Origin of the sequence: Methanosalsum natronophilum, assembly GCF_024808815.1 — an archaeon.
Lineage (GTDB): Archaea > Halobacteriota > Methanosarcinia > Methanosarcinales > Methanosarcinaceae > Methanosalsum > Methanosalsum natronophilum.
Genome location: NZ_JANUCS010000007.1, coordinates 32,506 through 47,357 on the forward strand (window position 1 = coordinate 32,506; position 14,852 = coordinate 47,357).

16 protein-coding genes are annotated in these 14,852 nt (G+C 31.6%); 6 read left to right on the forward strand and 10 right to left on the reverse strand.

All coding sequences use genetic code 11. The features are described 5' to 3' along the window. Window positions 1-27: 27 nt before the first annotated feature. Window positions 28-1,263 carry an ORC1-type DNA replication protein gene (locus J2T59_RS05060; protein ID WP_259134613.1) on the reverse strand — a complete coding sequence of 412 codons (1,236 nt, stop codon included), beginning with the start codon at window positions 1,261-1,263 and terminating at the stop codon, window positions 28-30. Window positions 1,264-1,669: 406 nt separating this feature from the next. On the opposite strand from J2T59_RS05060, the gene mfnA reads away from it, so the two are divergent. The 3 genes from mfnA (at window position 1,670) to J2T59_RS05075 (ending at window position 5,329) form a co-directional block, all read left to right on the forward strand. Further along, window positions 1,670-2,806: a tyrosine decarboxylase MfnA gene (mfnA, locus tag J2T59_RS05065; RefSeq protein WP_259134615.1), complete on the forward strand. Its 1,137-nt coding sequence runs from the start codon at window positions 1,670-1,672 to the stop codon at window positions 2,804-2,806. Between the two features lie 122 nt (window positions 2,807-2,928). Beyond that, entirely contained in the window at window positions 2,929-3,990 is a 1,062-nt protein-coding gene (locus tag J2T59_RS05070) for a CBS domain-containing protein (RefSeq protein WP_310572661.1), read from the forward strand. Between the two features lie 22 nt (window positions 3,991-4,012). After that, a complete protein-coding gene (locus J2T59_RS05075) occupies window positions 4,013-5,329 on the forward strand; it encodes a TraB/GumN family protein (RefSeq protein WP_259134618.1) in 1,317 nt (438 codons plus the stop codon). A 28-nt stretch (window positions 5,330-5,357) separates the two neighbouring features. Here the strand turns inward: J2T59_RS05075 and fhcD are convergent, their stop codons facing one another. From fhcD to J2T59_RS05120, 9 genes are all read right to left on the reverse strand, one after another. Then, window positions 5,358-6,251 (reverse strand): formylmethanofuran--tetrahydromethanopterin N-formyltransferase, encoded by an 894-nt coding sequence (fhcD, locus tag J2T59_RS05080; RefSeq protein WP_259134621.1) that lies wholly within the window; start codon window positions 6,249-6,251, stop codon window positions 5,358-5,360. Window positions 6,252-6,364: 113 nt separating this feature from the next. Beyond that, a complete protein-coding gene (gene dinB / locus J2T59_RS05085) occupies window positions 6,365-7,453 on the reverse strand; it encodes a DNA polymerase IV (RefSeq protein ID WP_259134623.1) in 1,089 nt (362 codons plus the stop codon). A gap of 23 nt (window positions 7,454-7,476) precedes the next feature. After that, on the reverse strand, window positions 7,477-8,445 hold the full coding sequence (gene epsC, locus J2T59_RS05090) for a serine O-acetyltransferase EpsC (RefSeq protein WP_259134625.1): 969 nt from the start codon (window positions 8,443-8,445) through the stop codon (window positions 7,477-7,479). Between the two features lie 108 nt (window positions 8,446-8,553). After that, window positions 8,554-9,186 (reverse strand): endonuclease III, encoded by a 633-nt coding sequence (nth, locus tag J2T59_RS05095; protein WP_259134627.1) that lies wholly within the window; start codon window positions 9,184-9,186, stop codon window positions 8,554-8,556. Window positions 9,187-9,246: 60 nt separating this feature from the next. Further along, window positions 9,247-10,122: a pyruvate synthase subunit PorB gene (gene porB / locus J2T59_RS05100; protein ID WP_259134629.1), complete on the reverse strand. Its 876-nt coding sequence runs from the start codon at window positions 10,120-10,122 to the stop codon at window positions 9,247-9,249. Beyond that, a complete protein-coding gene (gene porA / locus J2T59_RS05105) occupies window positions 10,119-11,333 on the reverse strand; it encodes a pyruvate synthase subunit PorA (protein WP_259134631.1) in 1,215 nt (404 codons plus the stop codon). Before porA ends, porB begins: the two co-directional genes overlap by 4 nt. Before the next feature lie 2 nt (window positions 11,334-11,335). Beyond that, a complete protein-coding gene (porD, locus tag J2T59_RS05110) occupies window positions 11,336-11,596 on the reverse strand; it encodes a pyruvate synthase subunit PorD (protein WP_259134633.1) in 261 nt (86 codons plus the stop codon). Beyond that, window positions 11,593-12,141, reverse strand: a complete 549-nt coding sequence (locus tag J2T59_RS05115) for a pyruvate ferredoxin oxidoreductase subunit gamma (protein ID WP_259134635.1) — start codon at window positions 12,139-12,141, stop codon at window positions 11,593-11,595. Before J2T59_RS05115 ends, porD begins: the two co-directional genes overlap by 4 nt. A 260-nt stretch (window positions 12,142-12,401) precedes the next feature. Next, window positions 12,402-12,923, reverse strand: a complete 522-nt coding sequence (locus tag J2T59_RS05120; protein ID WP_259134637.1) for a universal stress protein — start codon at window positions 12,921-12,923, stop codon at window positions 12,402-12,404. Between the two features lie 115 nt (window positions 12,924-13,038). Here J2T59_RS05120 and J2T59_RS05125 point away from each other — a divergent pair, with 115 nt between their 5' ends. The 3 genes from J2T59_RS05125 to J2T59_RS05135 are packed head-to-tail and all read left to right on the forward strand — an operon-like array spanning window position 13,039 to window position 14,849. Next, window positions 13,039-13,572 (forward strand): AAA family ATPase, encoded by a 534-nt coding sequence (locus J2T59_RS05125; RefSeq protein WP_259134639.1) that lies wholly within the window; start codon window positions 13,039-13,041, stop codon window positions 13,570-13,572. Window positions 13,573-13,577: 5 nt separating this feature from the next. Then, window positions 13,578-14,024 carry an RNA-binding domain-containing protein gene (locus J2T59_RS05130; protein WP_259134641.1) on the forward strand — a complete coding sequence of 149 codons (447 nt, stop codon included), beginning with the start codon at window positions 13,578-13,580 and terminating at the stop codon, window positions 14,022-14,024. A gap of 42 nt (window positions 14,025-14,066) precedes the next feature. Further along, window positions 14,067-14,849, forward strand: a complete 783-nt coding sequence (locus J2T59_RS05135; RefSeq protein ID WP_310572662.1) for a sugar phosphate isomerase/epimerase family protein — start codon at window positions 14,067-14,069, stop codon at window positions 14,847-14,849. The last annotated feature ends 3 nt before the right edge of the window (window positions 14,850-14,852 follow it).

Consider the following 14,852-nt stretch of genomic DNA (forward strand, 5'->3'; position numbering starts at 1 on the left):
AATACAATACAAATCCATTATTTTAATTTATAATCTCATTTGAGATGTAATCGTTGGTTTGAACCCCGCCAAACCTTTTAACCTATAATCATCAAGTAAAACATTAATTGTACTTTCAATTGGTACACTCAAAGATATTTCTTTTGTCCTACCATACCTTCCTTTGCTAACAACCAAAGCATTCAAAATACCAAGCATATCTAGTTCTGACATTAAGTCAGTTACTCTTCTTTGTGTTAAAATATCTAAATCAATATTATAGCACAATTGCTTGTAAACATTATAAACTTCACCTGTAGTCACATTTTGATAACCATTATTTCTTAAAAGAACAATACTGTACAAGACTAGTTTGGATTGAGTTGGTAAAGTTCTTACAACTTCAACTACTCTATCGATTTCAATTCTTTCTTGAGCTTTTCTTACATGTTCTTCTTCAACAATTTGCTTATTATCTCTTTCAGCAAGTTCTCCAGCAACTCTTAACAAATCAAGAGCTCTTCTAGCATCACCATGTTCTTGGGCCGCAAAAGCTGAACAAAGTGGTATAACCATTGAGTTAAGAACTCCTTCTTTATATGCTATCTCAGCTCTTTCAATTAAAATATCACTTATCTGTTCAGCGTCATAAGGTGGAAATATAATTTCTTCCTCACCTAATGAGCTTTTAACCCTTGGATCTAAAAATTCTGTGAATTTAAGGTCATTAGATACGCCTATCATACTTACTTTAGCTTTTTTTAATTCAATATTAATACGAGATAAGTTGTAAAGAACATCATCACCTTTCTTGACAAGTTTATCAATCTCATCTAAAACAATAATAACAACTTGATCCTTAGAGTCTATAGCTTCCTTAAATTTAGTAAATACTTGATCTGTAGGCCATCCTGTCATCGGTATATCTTCACCAAAATGCCTTGCCAAATTAGCAAGTAGACGATATTGTGTGTCAATGACTTCACAATTTATATATAAAACAGAACAAAAACAATTTAGATTTTCACTCATTCTTTCAAGTTCAATTCCTACATGGCGAGTACTTGCTGTTTTACCTGTACCAGTTTTACCATAAATCAAAATGTTTGAAGGAGTATGTCCCCTTAAAGCAGAAACTAAAATTGTAGCTAGATTATTAATCTGATCATCACGATGAAGCAAAGAATCAGGAGTATAAGATGGTCTTAATACTTCTTTATTGTTAAAGATTGAATCTTCGTTAAGTAATTTTTTAAATAAGCCATCGAGTGATTTGTTATTCATTTTAACCAGCCCTATATTTATAATAGTAAAAGTGATAATTTTTAGTACAAATTCTATGAATATAATTTAGATTTAATGCATTGATTGGAAGTATTTGTAATTAAATGTTCGGTTAACACCCCTTTATTTCCACTGGAAGGAAATGATATATGGTAAACCCCTTTATTTCAGGTGGAGAATATATATACCAGAGAGACCCCATAATTTCTATTGGAAAATCTAAAAAATAAATATCATTAGATATTTAAAATTAATAAAAAATATAGCAGTGTAAGTATAGATATTTTAATATATAAAACTATCTCCGATTTTATTTCATTTTATCTTTTTTTTCGTTCCAGTGGAAAACATGGGGTTGGTGTCTTTGAAGCATAATTTTTTAAACCATTGACTAAATGCTACACGTATGAAACACAAAGGACTTGAAGAATCTAATATAATTAAGTTATTAAAACAAAAAAAAAAAAGTGATATTGGATTTAATAAAGTTTTAAGTACAATGTGCACAAAACCCCATCCTATTGCTATTAAAGCTCATTTAATGTTCATAGAATCAAATATTGGAGATTCAGGATTATTCCCAGGTACTTCTTCAATGGAGAATACTGTAATAACTTCTCTCTCCCAATTGTTAAACAATAAAAATGCTTATGGTTACATAACAACTGGTGGTACTGAATCTAATATACAAGCCCTTAGATCAATAAAAAATATATCTGATTCTACAAATCCAAATATAATAGTTCCAGAGTCAGCTCATTTTTCATTTGATAAAATAAGTAATCTATTAGATATTGAAATTAAAAAAGCATCATTAGATAATTCATTTAAAGTTGATTTAAAATCTGTTAAAAAACTAATAGATCATAATACTATAGCCTTAGTAGGGATAGCTGGTACTACTGAATTCGGGCAAATAGATCCAATTGAAAGTTTGTCTGAAATAGCTATAAAAAACAAATTATTTCTTCATATTGATGCTGCATTTGGTGGATTTGTGATACCTTTTCTAGACAAAAAATATATTTTTGATTTTCTAGTTCCAGGAGTAACATCGATATCATTGGATCCTCACAAAATGGGTTTTTCAACAATTCCTTCAGGTGTAATACTCTTTAGAAATAAGATGTTTTTAGATAACTTAGAAACTTCTACTCCTTACTTAACTTCAAAATCACAATATTCTCTAACTGGAACTCGAACTGGCGCTACAGTTGCAGCAACATTTGCTGTGTTAAAGTATTTAGGTCAAGAAGGCTATTCAAAATACGTTGAATATTGTATGTATTTGACAAACAAATTGATATCTGGAGCTCATAAAATACAAATATATCCACTAATTGATCCTGTAATGAATGTTGTTGTACTTCAAGTAAATAAACCTGAAGAGGTAAGAAACTACTTAAGAGAAAAATATGGTTGGTATGTTTCTATAACAAGGAACCCAAAATGTCTAAGGATAATTTTAATGCCTCATATAACTGAAAATGATGTTGAACATTTTTTAATTGATTTAGAAAAAACTGTTGAATATTTAAAATAATAAAAAAAAGATATTAATTTTTTTATCACAATTAATCTATTAATTTATTCTTTAACAACACTAAAGTATTATTACAAATATAGTAAGACCCCATGAAAGCATCCATCAAAGTAGCTACAATATTGGGAATTCCTATAAAAATTCATATATCTTTTCTTTTAATATTACCTTTATTTGTGTTTGTATTTTCAATAAATCCTTATCCTCTTGGTTTTAGTGAAATAACTCCAAATATTCTTAATTATGTTTTATCTTTTTTAACAGCTATCTTTCTTTTTATATGCGTGTTATTACATGAACTAGCTCACTCATATGTAGCAATGAAATATGGGGTGAAAATATCTGATATAACTCTGTTGCTCATAGGTGGAGTGTCTTCAATGGAAGAAGTTCCTCGTGAGCCTTCTCAAGAAGCTGCCATGGCATTTGCGGGACCTCTTGTAAGTATAATTATTGGTTTTACTTTACTTTTGTTGAATTGGATACTTGTTACTTTGATCCCTAGCATTGAAGGTGGAGCATTATACACCTTTTTATTTATACTTGGTTTTATTAATGTAATATTGGGTATTTTTAATTTAATACCTGCTTTTCCAATGGATGGAGGAAGACTTCTTAGAGCTTGGTATGCTAATAAAATGAATTATGTAAAGGCTACTGAACAAGCGGCTTCCGTAGGAAAAATGTTTGCAATATTTATGGGATTATTTGGTTTGCTTATCAACCCTTGGTTAATTATAATTGCTTTATTTGTATATATTGGAGCTTCAGAAGAAGCTAAATCTACAACTACCTCTATAAGTTTGGAGAATATTAAGGCTAAAGATATAATGTCTGAAAACCTAATTTCAGTTCCTTCATCTTTTAATTTAGAAGAGCTACAAAAATTTATGCTTGAAAAAAAACATATGGGGTATCTAGTAAGTGAAAATAATGAATTTATCGGGGTAGTAACTTTAACAGATGTAAAAAAAATACATCCAACGGAAAGAATTGCTTTTAAAGTTATTGATATAATGACTCCTGATGTTATTACAATTCCTTCAGATGCTAATGCTTCTGAAGCCATAAAATTAATGTCATCTAAGCAAATAGGAAGAGTGTTTGTTGTTGAAGATGGAAGTATAGTGGGAGTTCTTTCGAGGACAGATCTTATTAGAGCTTTGACATTCTTAAAGGAATAAAAAATTCATTCAAGGTATTTTAATGACACATGATAAAACTCACAACTTAGATGAATTGCCTGAAAGTTATATGAGAAAGACTTCAATTGAAAAAAGAGAATCCGAAACTTATTCTCATATAGAATCAGAAGAGTCTAAGATAATTATAATTGGAACTGCACACGTTTCAAAAAAAAGTGTAGATGAAGTTGTGGAAACTATTGAGAAAGAGAATCCCGATGTTGTTGCAGTTGAGTTATGCAAATCAAGATATGATAATCTTAAAGGCTCAAAAATTGAAAATTCAGAACTATCAGTTAAAAAGATACTAAGCGGAAATAATTTTTATTTAATGCTTATCCATTGGTTGCTTGCTTATGTGCAGAAAAAAATTGGAGCTGAAATGGGTATACAGCCTGGAGCTGAAATGATTAGCGCAATAGATACAGCTGAGAAATCAGGAGCTAAATTATTTTTGGTTGACAGGGATGTTCAGATAACTCTTACTAGACTATGGTCTAAGATGGGGTTCTTTGAAAAAATAAAAATGTTTGGTTCTTTGATGATGGCAGCTATTGGAATAGGTGGAAAAAATGAAAAAATGAAAGAAATTGATATGGGTGAAATCACTAATGAAAAAAATGTTAGAATGTTAATAGAGGAACTTAGAAAAATCTCACCGACTACAGCAAAGGTACTAATTGACGAAAGAGATGCGTACATTGCATCGAATCTGTTAAATATAAAAAACAGTGGAGCTAATAAGATTGTAGCAGTTGTAGGAGCCGGCCATAGAGCTGGTATTGAACGCTATTTAGAGAATCCCGAATCTCTTCCACCAATACAAGATTTAAGAAGTGTAGGAAAAAAAAAAATTAACATAACTAAATTATTTGGATTTTTTTTCGCTTTAATTGCTATTTCTGCTTTTTTATTGATTATCCTCTCTGGGACACCTTTAGACATCCTTATACTTGCATTTTTTTGGTGGTTTATTATCAACGGTTCTTTAAGTGCTATTGGAGCAATTATAGCACGTGCACACCCTTACTCTGTGTTAACCGCATTTTCAGTTGCATGGCTAACTTCACTAAATCCAATGATGGCTGCAGGTTGGTTTGCAGGAATTGTTGAAGCAAAAAAAAGAACACCTAGTGCGGCGGATTTCAAAAATATCATGAACATCCAAACCACACAGGAAATGATGACAAATAACCTTTTTAGAGTTATACTTGTAGCAGCTTTAGCTAACTTAGGGAGTGTTGCAGGAACTTTTTTGGGTGCATATATGATGCTACTAATTTCTGGAATAGACCCTCGAGAAATCATTTCTGCTGGTCTTATGTCTCTTGGACTATGAATTTACTTTATAGATGCAAGAGATACGATCAAATTATATCTTGCAAGTTAAATTTGTAAGGTCCAAGATTTCCTCCATAATTCCCTGCAGTTATTTTTTTGACACCTGGAATTGTAATTGCTGCATTTATTCCACTTGAAATCGCATTGCTAATATCCTTTTCACTTAGTCCATTAATGACTATTTCATATATTGCATTTACATTATCTGGTACTTGACTGTTTTCTACTTTATCTTTTATTGAAGGACAAAATTTCTCGTTTGCAGTAGCTTTTAAGAATTTATATTTATTAGCTCCAGGCTTTGATCCACTTGATACAATACCACCAGGGAATGGTGTAATTGATCCTTCTAATTCTTGTATAGCTTCAGTTGCAGCTTCAGCAGCAATCAATGCACTCATTTGAGAATCTCCCATTATAAAGAAATTACCACCAGCAATTCCTTCTACTCCTCCAATTGAGTGCTCAGTGATGAAATCACCTTCCATTAGTGGAATTTTATATATTTTCCTTGATCCTATTTTATCTTCTGATTCCATTCCATCAGCAAAGAATTTAAGCTTAAATCCTGTATCAAATTGCTTTTCAGAATCAGGTAACCCGTTAAAGACTGCTGTTGTAGGGGCAGTTAAGATGCATTGTCCGATTCTTTCAAGAAGTTGTTCTTCAAGTGATTTGTATCCAAAAGTACATATTTGAATATATGCTCCCGGCCTACCGTCAGGTGTCTCTTTTGGACTAACAAACTTTTCAATTCCAGCTTCTGCTGGACACATGATTACTGAAGTTCCAAATCCAGTTGCTTCTTGTGCTGCTATATTAACCCATTTTCTTGTTGCAGCTGTTACTAATATACGTCCAATCTTAATTGGAAATGCCTCAGCAAATGTATCTTCAATTTCTACTCCATTTAGTTCCATAAACATCCATCCAAATCTTATTTTTTTGAAAACTGTTATTAGTATGAAAATAAGGTACATATATGCTTCGAATCTATTCTATATAGATTGAATCTAAACAAAATTTGATAGATTCAGAAACTATCTAGCTTTAATTGGCCTTTATGTTCCCTTAAATCATCAATTTTAAGACCAATTCTTTTTATTTCGATCTTATTTTCTTTTAATAAAGTGGAAACTAACTCTTTTGAAATTTCAATCAAAATGTCTTTATTATTAACAGGATGATTTATTTTTTTACTTTTAGTGTAAGTTTTTAAGTTAGCTGTAATGGCTATAAAAGTAATTCTCTTAAAGGTTATATTTAGACTGCTAGATTTTGTATATATACGTTCAGCTAATTCTTCTATAAATGGGATAATATCGATTGATTCATTTGAATTTTTTGGTAGTGTAATAATTTTGCTGATTTGATTGGAAAGACCTCTATTCTTTACAGGTGCATTATCTATACCTAAAGACGCATTTTTGAGCCAAATAGCTTTATTTTTGCCAAAATTATCGATAAGGTATGTTATTTCAGAACGTGAAATTTGTCCAATATTTTGAATTCCTAATTCAAGGAGTTTTTTTTCAGTAACTTTTCCAATGCCCCAAAGTTTTTTAACCTCCATTTTATCTAAAAAAGAAATTGTATCCTCAGGAGTTATGACTGTAATATCATTAGGCTTTTTGAAGTCAGAAGCCATTTTTGCTAACAATTTATTAGGCCCTATGCCTATTGAACAGGTTAGTTTTTCCTTATTTCCTATTAATTGTTTTAAAGTTAAAGCTGTCTTGAAAGCAGATTCAAAATTATTATTTGATGTTTTTGTAATATCTAAAAAGCATTCATCAACGCTTACCTGTTCAAATTTGCTTTTTTCATCTGCATATGGCTCAATTAGACTCATCAAACTATCAGAAACAAGAGTGTAATACTCTTTGTTCATAGGTAGAAATTCAGCATCTTCTAACTTACTTTTTGCATTCTTACATGACATTCCTGCCCGAATACCCTTTTCTCGAGCAATATAATTACATGTACTCACTGCGCCGCTATCTTTATTTCTTCCAGAATACACACAAATAACAATAGGTTTGTTTTTTAGTTTTGGATTATCTCTTTCTTCGATAGCAGCATAAAAATAATCCATATCTACATGAAGAATAACTCTTGACATCTTTATCTTTGTTAGAAATCAAATCATTTGTTGTTACAGTTTTTGTAGATTAAATTTGGTTTTTCAATCATTACTTTAGTGCCTACAGGTACTGACTCGGTAATCCAAACATTTCCCCCTATAACTGATTTTTCTCCAATTACTGTATTACCACCTAATATAGTTGCACCAGAATATATTATAACGTCATTTTCAATTGTAGGATGTCTTTTTTGTCCTTTTACTAATGCACCATCTTCATCTTTTTGAAAACTAAGAGCACCTAGTGTAACTCCTTGATAGAGTCTGACATTATCACCTATACTGCATGTTTCACCAATAACAACACCAGTACCATGATCTATAAAGAAACCTTTTCCAATTTTTGAAGCTGGGTGTATGTCTATCCCCACCATACTATGTGCATATTCTGTCATCATGCGTGGTAGCAGGGTAATATCTTGTTGATACAACTCATGAGCAATTCTATAAATAGTGATAGCAAAAAGACCTGGATAACTAAATATTATTTCATCATAACTTTGTGCAGCAGGGTCTCCATTATAAGCTGCAATTATATCAAAAGCTAATATTTTTCTGATCTCGGGTATTTTTTTAAGGAAAATAATGGTTTCTTCCTGCCCTTTAATAAAACATTCTTTACAATCTTTGCTATAACGCTGGCACTCATGAACTATACTATTGGTAATTTGCCGGGACAATTTTTCAAATATATCAGTAACTGCGTTTCCAATATGGTAATCTAGATTATTTCTGTCAAGAATATTTTTTTCAAAATAACCTGGATAAATTATTTTCCTAAGCAAATGTAAAATTTCAATAACCTCATCTCTAGAAGGGATTATTGCGGTATCAATATGATCGAAACATTTTTTATTTGAACATGAATTCGTAATTATTTGTACAACATCTGGTATTTGTGATCTAAAATGATTTTCTATTTCCCTGCTTATTATTTCACATTTTTGAGACTTGGAACCTTGTTGATCCATTGCTTACACTCCAAATGATTACATTCTTAGTCTTATTTTAGTTTTTACCTTTCATATATTATTATGGTAATAATTATTTATTTATTCAAATAGGCAAAAACTCTTAGTTTAAGCTAGCTTTGAAGGACAATATTGATTAATTACACAGCTATAACAATTAGGCTTTTTTGCATGACAAATTTGTCTTCCATGAAGAATAAAAGTCATAGAAAGCTTTTCCCACTCGCTTTCATCACATAATCCCATTAACTCATTTTCAATTTTTGCAGGACTATTACTTGATGTAAGTAACAATCTTCTTGCTAATCTAGAAACATGTGTATCAACAGCAATGCCATAATTTTTATCAAATCCTCTAGAAAGGATTATATTAGCAGTTTTTCTTCCAATGCCAGGCAGTATTAGCAAATCATCCATATTATTTGGAATAGTGCCATTAAATTCTTTTATTATAATATCTGCAGTTTTTTTGATATTTTTAGCTTTATTATGATAAAAGCCAGTTGAAAAAACATCTTTTTCAAGCTCTTTTAAATCAGCATTTGAATAATCTTCTAAAGATTTATATTTGTTAAAAAGGTACTTGGTAGTTTCATTTACCTGTGAATCTGTAGTTTGAGCAGATAAAATGGTTGCCACCAAAAGCTCTAGATTATTGTTGTAATTTAAAGCTGGCTTAGGGTCTGGATACTCTTTTTTCAACAAATTCCAAACTATTTCGAACCTTTGTTTTTTATTCATCCCAGATTTCCCTTGAAAGTATCATGATGCAATCATGTCAAAGAAAAAGTATTAGGTTGCTTATTGCAACCCAAATATATCAATATTTTCATCAGCTATTTTTTGAATTTTTGCAATTTCTTCTTCTCCACCTTCTTTTGTGAAGAGATGCTTAAATCTTTTTTGCATTCTCAAGTACTCTTCTACTGGCTTTTTGTTTTTAACTTTTTTGACAGAAGTTATAGTACCATTTTCTATTTCATATAAAGGCCATAGAGCTGTTTGTACTGCCAACTTTCCAATTTCAACAGTCTTTGAAGTATCAAATCCCCACCCAGTTGTACAAGGAGCATGTGCATGGATGTAAGTTGGACCCTCAATAGAACCTGCTTTTTTAACTTTTTTCATAAAATCCTTTGGGTAAGCAAGAGTTGCAGTTGCTACATATGGTGCACCATGAGCATTCATAATAGCTGGCATATTTTTTTTGGGTAATGGGTTCCCAAATGAAACTTTACCTGATGGACTTGTAGTTGTTGTAGCATTAAATGGAGTAGCTCCACTTCTTTGCACACCTGTATTCATGTAAGCTTCATTATCAATGCAGATGTATATTATATCATGACCCCTTTCAAAAGCACCTGAGATACTTCTTATACCAATGTCGAGTGTTCCTCCATCTCCTGCAAGAACAACTACTTTTGTATCTTCTTTTTTGTTCATTGCTTTTAATGCAGCTTCAATACCAGATGCTACTGCACCAGCATTCTCAAATAATGAATGTATCCAGGGTACGTTCCAAGAACTTGTTGGAAATGCACTAGTTGTTACTTCAAGACAACCTGTAGGACTAATTATTATGCAATCTTCACCTAAAGCTCTTAATGTAAATTTGGCAATCATTGTATCGCAGCATGCAGGACATGCTGTATGGCCAGGGCTCAAAAGTTCTTTCATATTAAATCCTCCCTTAGGTCTACAAATTCACTTTCATGACTTATCCCTGATTTTATCACATTTTCAGCTTTTTGGACAATATCTTCAATAGTTTTTTCAGGTATGTCTCTACCCCCATGACCTATACTAAATCCTATAACAGGCATGTTTAAGTTAGTATTATAGAGGATTGATTTCAGCTCTGTTAAAAGTGCTCCTTCGTTTAACCCGATTGATATATTTTTATCTAAGGCAACTATAACACTAGTATTACTAACTGCTTGTTTTATGGCTTCAGCTGGGAAGGGTCTAAAAGCACGTACTTTTAGCAATCCAACTTTTTTACCATTAGACCGCAGGTTATCAACTACATCTCTTAAGGTTCCAATTATAGATCCCATTGCACAAAGAATGATATCAGCGTCTTCTGTCATATAGGTATCAATAACCCCTCCATAATATCTACCATATAATTCTTTAAACTCATCTGCAGCTTCTTCAACTTTGTTTATGGCTTTGTCCATTGCTTGTTGCTGTAAATATCTGAATTCGGTATAACTAGATGGATCTGCAAAAGCTCCAAAACTTAGGGGATTTTTTGGATCAAGCTTGTAGTTAGTTTCATAAGGTTTTAAGTATTCGTTTGTCAAATCTTCTTCTAATAACACAAGTGGTTCATATACATGAGAAAGTATGAATCCATCCATACAAACCATAGCAGGTAGGAGTACATCTTTGTCTTCTGAAATTTTATATGCTTGTGCTATCATATCAGAAGCTTCTTGAATATCTTCAGCATATAATTGAATCCAACCAGTGTCTCTTTGAGAGATAGAATCTTGTTGGTCATTCCATATGTTTATTGGTGCACTTAGAGCACGATTTACAATTGTCATAACCATAGGTAGTCTCAATCCTGAGAAATTAAATAGCACTTCATGCATTAGAGCTAATCCTTGCGAAGTTGTTGCAGAGTAACACCTTGCACCAGTAGCTGCAGATCCAACAAGTGCAGAAAGTGCAGAAAATTCAGATTCTACATTCATATATGCACAATTAGGGATTTCACCATCTGCTATGAATTGAGATAATTCTTCAACAATATGTGTCTGTGGTGTGATAGGATAAGCTGAAATCACATGTGGACGACATACTTTTACTGCATGTGCGACTGCATATGATCCTTCAACAACTGTCATTTTATCTTTGTCAGCTTCTCTTAAAATAGCCATTATTATTTTTCCTCCAATATCATTTCAATGGCGTCTACTGGGCATTCATTTGCGCACAATCCACATCCTTTACAGTAATCATAGTCAAAATCATAGTATCCATCTTCTCTTTCAAGAACAGACATATCTGGGCAAAGTAGCTCACAAAGCTTGCACTTTGTACATTTATCATAATCGTATATGGGTCTAAAATTCCTCCAGCCACCTGTCTTATTAGATATGGTAGTTCCTGGCTTACAAATGCCTCCTGGTGTGATGCTCATACAGTTGCCTCCATTGTAATGCTATATGCTTTTTCAATTGCTTCTGCATTTTTTTCTCCAATTTTACCCGGGAACCTATTTTTAACAGCGTTAGCAATAGATTCAGGTTTTATTTGTTTAGTTGCAGCGGAAAATGCTCCCATCAACACAGTATTTACAATCGGTCTTCCAATTATATCTAGAGCAATTTTAGTAGCATCAACCGTCATAACTTTTGCATTTGAATCAAATTTAAAGTTTTCAGGGTTAAATTCACTATTAATTATAATAGTACCAGTGTCTTTGATACCGTATGCAACATCAACGACTTCAATCAAAGTTGGATCTTGGACAATTACATAATCTGGTTGATATACTTGACTTCTTAATCTAATTGGCTTGTCATTAAGTCTTGTAAACGACTGAACAGGAGCACCTCGCCTTTCTACGCCAAATGCTGGAAATGCCTGGCTAAATTTCCCATCTGCGAAGGCAGCAACAGCAAGTAGTTCTGCAGCAGTTACAGAACCCTGACCACCTCTACCATGAATTCTTATTTCTTTCATTTTTACTTCTCCTTGAACTGTGTGAATTATGTTTGAGCCATAATAGTCAGTAACAATTAGTATTATGAATACACTCTGGATAAATCTCTAGAAGCTGCTTTTTTATATATTTAAAACTCGAATAAATTAACCGATGTATTTGCAATGTTTAATTGTGTAGGATTCAATATTGCATAACTATTATTTAGTCTTTCGGTAGAAAATAAAAAAAAGATATTTAAATAAAAAGTCAGTTACAAATTTAACCTAGACATATATTTTTATTCAGGGAACTTAACATGTTCACGTTTTTCCCTTAATTTTTCGTCTCTTAATGTTTCATCAGGAAGTGTTTTACTTTTATCATCAATACCATTTTGTGTGAATTTTGATTGAACAACCATAACGGGTATACTTGAATGTCTCACAACTTTTTCAGCAACACTTCCAAGCATGAACTTTTTAATACCTGAATGACCTTTAGTTCCTATAATAATCAACGAAATATCATTATTTTTTGAATAATCAATTATCTTTTCTGCAGGATCTCCTTTTAGTATAATTGGATTAAAGTCAAGATTATATTCTTGTCCACTTTTTATAACTTGATTTATTGCTTCTTTTGCATATGATTCATCAGACTCTATTTTTTTATCTGCTAACTTTTCATTTTCTACATATAGTATGTATATAGAAGCTCCAAGACGTTTCGCAAGATCTATACCTGCTTCTATTGCATCCATTGAATTTATTGAACCATCTGTACATAGAGCTAATTTTGAAAAAGATTTGTTTATTTCCATACCACTCACTCAACTTTTCTTAAATATTAACCGATTCTAATTAATTATATGTTTTGTATAATATTTGAACGCTATTAACAACTTTTATATAATATATTTATAAGCATATTTATGCATGAAAATTATAGCTTTTGTTGGGATGCCAGCCTCAGGTAAGTCAGAAGCATCAAATGTAGCTTCAGATTATGATATAGATGTTATTGTTATGGGCGATATTATTAGAAACGAAATTAAAAAGAGAGGGCTTGAAATAGCTGATTCAAATGCTGGGAATATAGCAAATGAGCTAAGATTAAATGAGGGGATGGATGCAATAGCTAAAAGATGTGCTCCAATAATAGATAACCTCAACAAAGATATTGTTGTGATTGATGGAATTAGAGGAATTGCAGAAGTTGAATATTTCAAAACTATTTATGGTAATAATTTTAAGCTAATATCTATAGAAGCTCCTCAAGAGGATAGATTTAAACGAATTGTGGATCGAAATAGGAATGATGATGTAAATAGTTTGAATGAACTTATTCGTCGTGATGAAAGAGAACTTAGATGGGGAATGGGGCAAGCAATGTCAGTTGCGGATATTGTTATAAATAATACATCAAGTTTAAGCGAGTTTAAAAAAGAAATAAGAAAAACATTGAGTTAGTACATATGATAAAAATAGAAGTGACTACAGTAGTAAATTCAACAGAAGACGTTTCCATAGTTAAAAGGGCTATTAACAATGTTTTTGTAGCTGTTAAAATAGAGGATTTTGTATCTGATGAGAAGCATGGAATTAAAGCTATAGGTAATTTAAGATCATTATTACCTTTGCATGATTTACTTAGAAAGCAAAAAGTACTTGATGCTACAAGAAAAGATCTTGAAAAAAATAAAAGCGAAGATGGGCTAGAAACATACTTGATGATTAGCAAACAAGTAGCTACAATAGGAAAAATTAATTTGTCTGATTTTAGCGAACCTCTTGGACCAATTATTATCAAAGTAATGTCATCAGTTAAAGAAGAAGTTGAACACTTGATTGACTGGCTTGCACCTATGACAGATAATGGAGTTCCTGTGACAGAAATAAGTATTGATGAAATTGAGACATAGAACTCATACTATTAGATAAATGTAAATTCAATGGATTTAAAGGTGTATTTTTTGAAATTAAAAAACATTAGTTTTTCTTCGAGAACAACTTTATATGATCCTTATTTGTGGGCATATGAATTGGAAGAACTTGGTTTTAAAGGCTGGGAAATTGTGCAAGAAGGCTTTCAATGCTTGAGAAATGAAAATTTATCTAAGTTAAAAGATATTTATGAAACTACTGATTTGAAAATAACAATTCACCTTCCCTTTTCAGATATGAATCTTGCTTGTTTAAATGATAATATTCATGTTGCTATAATAGAACAATTAAAAACGTATCTTGAGATTGCATCTCCATTTGTAGAGTTGGCGGTAATTCATCCAGGGCACTATTCTCCATACGGTTCACTGGTTCCTTCAAAAGCATGGAAACAAAACATAGAATCTTTGCAGATTATAGCAGATACTGCAGAAAACTATAATATCGATTTAGCTTTAGAAAATATGCCAAATGTAATGCAAATAATGGGTACAACACCAAATGAAATACAGTCAATGTTAGAATCTGTTAACAGAGATAATATACACATGACTTTTGATATTGGCCATGCAAATACTTCTGATAATATTGATGAATTTATAACCCATTGCAGTTCATTTTTTAAACACTTCCATATTCATGATAATCATGGGAACTATGATGAACACCTACCAATAGGTAGAGGAAACATTAACTGGAAACCTATACTACATAAATTATCAAATACTAACTCCATGTTTGTGGCTGAAATGAATAGCTTAGAAGAAGGTATTGATAGTATCAATTATATAAGAAAACTTTAATAA

Bases quoted from the DNA above. Each gene is read 5' to 3' on its own strand.
- J2T59_RS05060 (WP_259134613.1), bottom strand. From the start codon at position 1,263: ATGAATAACAAATCACTCGATGGCTTATTTAAAAAATTACTTAACGAA.
- mfnA (WP_259134615.1), top strand. From the start codon at position 1,670: ATGAAACACAAAGGACTTGAAGAATCTAATATAATTAAGTTATTAAAA.
- J2T59_RS05075 (WP_259134618.1), top strand. From the start codon at position 4,013: ATGACACATGATAAAACTCACAACTTAGATGAATTGCCTGAAAGTTAT.
- fhcD (WP_259134621.1), bottom strand. From the start codon at position 6,251: ATGGAACTAAATGGAGTAGAAATTGAAGATACATTTGCTGAGGCATTT.
- dinB (WP_259134623.1), bottom strand. From the start codon at position 7,453: ATGTCAAGAGTTATTCTTCATGTAGATATGGATTATTTTTATGCTGCT.
- epsC (WP_259134625.1), bottom strand. From the start codon at position 8,445: ATGGATCAACAAGGTTCCAAGTCTCAAAAATGTGAAATAATAAGCAGG.
- nth (WP_259134627.1), bottom strand. From the start codon at position 9,186: ATGAATAAAAAACAAAGGTTCGAAATAGTTTGGAATTTGTTGAAAAAA.
- porB (WP_259134629.1), bottom strand. From the start codon at position 10,122: ATGAAAGAACTTTTGAGCCCTGGCCATACAGCATGTCCTGCATGCTGC.
- porA (WP_259134631.1), bottom strand. From the start codon at position 11,333: ATGGCTATTTTAAGAGAAGCTGACAAAGATAAAATGACAGTTGTTGAA.
- porD (WP_259134633.1), bottom strand. From the start codon at position 11,596: ATGAGCATCACACCAGGAGGCATTTGTAAGCCAGGAACTACCATATCT.
- J2T59_RS05115 (WP_259134635.1), bottom strand. From the start codon at position 12,141: ATGAAAGAAATAAGAATTCATGGTAGAGGTGGTCAGGGTTCTGTAACT.
- J2T59_RS05120 (WP_259134637.1), bottom strand. From the start codon at position 12,923: ATGGAAATAAACAAATCTTTTTCAAAATTAGCTCTATGTACAGATGGT.
- J2T59_RS05125 (WP_259134639.1), top strand. From the start codon at position 13,039: ATGAAAATTATAGCTTTTGTTGGGATGCCAGCCTCAGGTAAGTCAGAA.
- J2T59_RS05130 (WP_259134641.1), top strand. From the start codon at position 13,578: ATGATAAAAATAGAAGTGACTACAGTAGTAAATTCAACAGAAGACGTT.